The following is a 286-nucleotide window of genomic DNA, read 5'->3' as shown; positions in this document are numbered from 1 at the left end:
ATTACCCGGCAGCTGCCCGGCAAAAGTCAGATAATCTTCACGAATACGGGTGAACGTCTCTTCACTGTAATCCACCAGATCCATTTTGTTGATCGCCACGACCAGATGTTTGATCCCCAACAGTGTGGAGATAAAACTGTGACGACGGGTTTGATCGAGCACGCCTTTACGGGCATCGATCAGTAAGATCGCCAGTTCACATGTCGATGCGCCAGTCGCCATATTGCGGGTGTACTGCTCGTGCCCTGGGGTGTCGGCGATAATAAATTTACGCTTCTCGGTAGAG

General features: G+C 51.0%; 1 protein-coding gene. It reads right to left on the bottom strand.

What is annotated here, in order from left to right:
• Nucleotides 1–286, bottom strand: a 286-nt coding sequence (locus LZP73_RS20545; protein ID WP_234236824.1) for a GTP-binding protein, incomplete at both ends; no start/stop codon positions are given.

Origin of the sequence: Shewanella sp. AS16 (assembly GCF_021412365.1) — a bacterium.
In the GTDB taxonomy this organism is placed as follows: domain Bacteria; phylum Pseudomonadota; class Gammaproteobacteria; order Enterobacterales; family Shewanellaceae; genus Shewanella; species Shewanella salipaludis.
This window is presented reverse-complemented; position numbering and strand designations above follow the sequence as displayed.